General features: G+C 59.6%; 3 protein-coding genes. All 3 read left to right on the top strand.

The features are described 5' to 3' along the window. On the top strand, positions 1–956 hold a 956-nt coding region (locus Q0X47_RS08510; RefSeq protein ID WP_297725036.1), incomplete at its 5' end, for a proton-conducting transporter membrane subunit. Between the two features lie 12 nt (positions 957–968). Then, on the top strand, positions 969–2,561 hold the full coding sequence (locus Q0X47_RS08505) for a NuoM family protein (protein ID WP_297725033.1): 1,593 nt from the start codon (positions 969–971) through the stop codon (positions 2,559–2,561). Beyond that, the coding region (locus tag Q0X47_RS08500; RefSeq protein WP_297725030.1) for an NADH-quinone oxidoreductase subunit N at positions 2,558–3,573 on the top strand (1,016 nt) is incomplete at its 3' end. The genes Q0X47_RS08505 and Q0X47_RS08500, both read left to right, overlap by 4 nt.

Here is a 3,573-nt window from a genome sequence, read left to right as displayed (position 1 = left end):
TGGGTCCGGTCGGTTGGGCATTCGCCATCTTCCACCTCATTACCCACGGGTTCTTTAAAGCCCAACTGTTCCTGTCTGCCGGTGCGGTCATGCACGCGATGAGCGAACAGGTCAACATTCGCCGGTTCGGCGGGCTGTTCAAGGTCATGAAGATTACCTGGTTCGCGTTCTTCATCGGCTGGCTGGCTATCCTGGGAATCCCGCCGTTCTCCGGGTTCTTTTCCAAGGACAAAATCATCGAGGCGGCTTTCCTGCCCAACCCGAACTTCGGGTCCTGGTACCCCTGGGTATTCGGTCTCGTTGCCTTGGTCGGCGCCGGTATCACCGCTTTCTACATGTCCCGCCTGTTCTTCCTCATCTTCCACGGTGAGGCTCGCTGGACCACCGAAGCGGAGGGTGCCCCGGTACACCCGCATGAGGCTGGTCCGTGGATGACCATTCCGCTCCTGGTGCTGTCCGTGTTCTCCATTGCGCTCGGCGGCCTGCTCTCGGTAGGCAACCTGTTCGTGACGTGGTTGAACCCCATCGTGAATATCGGTACCCGCGGTCAAATGGTTGAACACGGCGAGCCGGTCATGCCCGAAGCCCTGCTGATTGGTTTGACCCTAGCAGTCGTCATCATCGGTGTGGTCACCGCTTGGGCACTGTTCATGAAACGTCCGGTCGAAAAGTCTGTGCCCGAAGCCAACGCCTTCATCATGGCGGCCCGCGAGGACCTCTACCAAGACGCCGTCAACGAAAAGGTTGCTATTATCCCCACGCTGGCGCTGTCCTCCGGGGTGGCGGTGGCAGACCGGGTGGTCATCGACGGCATCGTGGAAGGCTCCGGTCGACTTTCTCTCTGGCTCGGTAAGGTCGGGGCGCTGGCTCACTCCGGTTCTCCGCGCCGCTACGCTGGCTGGACCCTGTTCGGCACAGTTTTGGCTCTTGTCTTGGTATTGGCGACAAGGCTGTGAGGTAAACAAAGGATGAACATGGTTTTGACTCAAACAACTATTCCGACAACGGCTGGTTTCCCGTGGTTGTCCTTGCTGGTGTGCATTCCGATGGGGTTTGCCCTGGCAATCTGGCTCATCCCCTGGCTGCGTTCCATCGGCCGGGAAGTTTCCCTCGCCGTGTCCACCGCGGTCCTGGCGGGCGTGCTGGTGGCCCTGTTTACCAGCTATGACTTTGCCCCGAAAACGCCGGGAGCTTTCCAACTGGGCGAGTCCTACGCTTGGATGCCCGCAATTGGCCTGTCTTGGGCGTTGGGCGTCAACGGGCTGGGCATGGTGATGATTATCCTCGCCACCGCCCTGACCCCCCTAGTCATTCTGGCCTCCTGGCGGGACGACACCGACTCGAACGCGGCAGCTGGATACGCCGCCCTCATCCTGGCTTTGGAATCCTTCATGGTGCTGCTGTTTGCCGCCCGTGACCTGCTGCTGTTCTATATCGCCTTTGAAGGGATGCTGATTCCGCTGTACTTCCTGGTGGGTCGTTACGGTAATGGGGATGCACAAGTGCGCCGCCACGCCGCCATCAAGTTCGTGCTGTATTCCCTGGTGGGCGGTTTGGTCATGCTGTTCGGTGTCATCGGCGTGTACGTGTATTCCGGCGGCGGGAATCGGGCTTTCCACATGGATTACCTGACCTCCGGGAACTTCCACCCCGGTACAGCCGAGATGTGGATTATGACGACTTTCCTCATTGCTTTCGCGATTAAGGCGCCGATGGTGCCGGTGCACACCTGGCTACCCTCCACCGCGGCGGTCGCCCGCGGCGGCACTTCCGTGCTGCTGGTGGGCGTACTGGACAAGGTCGGTACCTGGGGCATGATTATGTTCTGCTGGCAGCTGTTCCCCGCGGCCTCCGCAAAAGTTGCGCCGGTCATTGTGGTGCTGGCGGTCATCTCGATTCTGTGGGGGGCGCTGGCGGCGATTTCGCAAAAGGATCTGCTGCGTTTGGTGTCCTTCACTTCCGTGAGCCACTTCGGTTTCATGGTGTTGGCTCTGTACATTGGCTCCCAGACCGCGATCGAGGGCGCCATGCTCTACATGGTCGCCCACGGGGTCTCTATCGCCGGCCTGTTCCTGTTGAGTGGTTGGCTGACCACCCGCGGCGGTACCCAAGGAATCGCGGCCTACCGCGGTTTCCAGCGGGTCACCCCGACTTTGGCAGGCTTGTTCCTGGTGTCGGGGTTGGCGGCTATCGCCCTGCCCGGCCTGTCTGGTTTTCTGCCCGAATACTTGATTCTGGTCGGCACGTTTAAGATGAACATCGCGGCCGCAATCCTGTCTATCTTGGGCGTAGTGTTGGCTTCGGTTTACCTACTGGTGCCTTATCTGAATGTGTTTACCGGGCCGATTGACGGCGCGGTACGCGAAGCCAAGGATTTGAACTGGCGAGAAAAGTTCATCATGGTTCCCCTAGTGTTGGCGATGTTCGGTTTGGGTGTCTGGCCCGGACCGACCTTGGATCTGATTAAGCCCGACGCCGCCCTCATGTATCAAGCGGTGTCTAGCAGCGGATTGACGTCTGCCCCGGCCGTCTTAGCCACGAGCGAAGGAGGCGCCAAATGAACGCGATTCTTCCGGTGATTGTGAAAACCTTGGAGGTTAGCCCCGTGGTGGAATGGGATGCACTGAGCCCCTTGCTGGTCCTGCTGGGTGCCGCCGTGTTGGCGACCCTCATCGAGGCTTTCCCCTGGCCTGGCTTCCGTAAAAGCGTCAACGCTTTCCTGACCCTTGGCGGCATCATTGCAGCGATTATCCTGGTCGCCTGGCGTTTCACCGTGGTCGGTCAGCAGGGAGCGCGCCAAATTGCAGCGGGAACCCTGCTCGAGGATCAGATTTCGCTGGGTTTCCAGCTGGTTTTGCTGGTTGTCGGGTTGTTGGCGGCTATCGTGGTCATTGACCGCTCTACCCCGAACGACGGCTCGTTTGCTCCCCAAGCGGCTGATACCCCCGGCTCGTCCCAGGAGGACTACGCGATTAAGATTCGCTACCAGCGCACGGAAATGTACGCCTTGTACCTCTACTCGCTGGGCGGCATGATGGCCTTCATCAGCTCGGGGAACCTGTTGACCCTGTTCGTGGCGCTGGAGCTGATGAGCTTGCCGCTCTACATCATGAGCGCGATGGGTCGCCGTCGTCGCCTGCTGAGCCAGGAAGCCGGTCTGAAATACTTTATCCTCGGCGCTTTTGCTTCGGCATTCTTCCTGATGGGTATCACTATGCTCTACGGTTACACCGGGACTTTGAACCTGGTGGAGATGTCCAGCGCGGTGTCCTTGAATCCGGGCTTGGACTGGATGCTCCTGACCGGCGGAGCTATGCTGCTGGTCGGCTTGTTCTTCAAGGTTTCCGCCGTGCCGTTCCACGCTTGGGCTCCCGATGTTTACCAAGGTGCGCCCTCGCCGATTTCCGGCTTCATGGCGGCCGGGGTGAAAGTCGCTGCTTTCGGCGCTCTGCTGCACTTGTACAGTTTCCTCTACACGCAGCTGAGCTGGGACTTCGTGGTCCTCATGTGGATAGTAATCATCGCGACCATCGTGGTGGGCACCTTCCTGGGCATCGTCCAAACTGACGTGAA

This window comes from uncultured Mobiluncus sp. (assembly GCF_947254095.1).
Classification (GTDB): Bacteria; Actinomycetota; Actinomycetes; order Actinomycetales; family Actinomycetaceae; genus Mobiluncus.
This window is presented reverse-complemented; position numbering and strand designations above follow the sequence as displayed.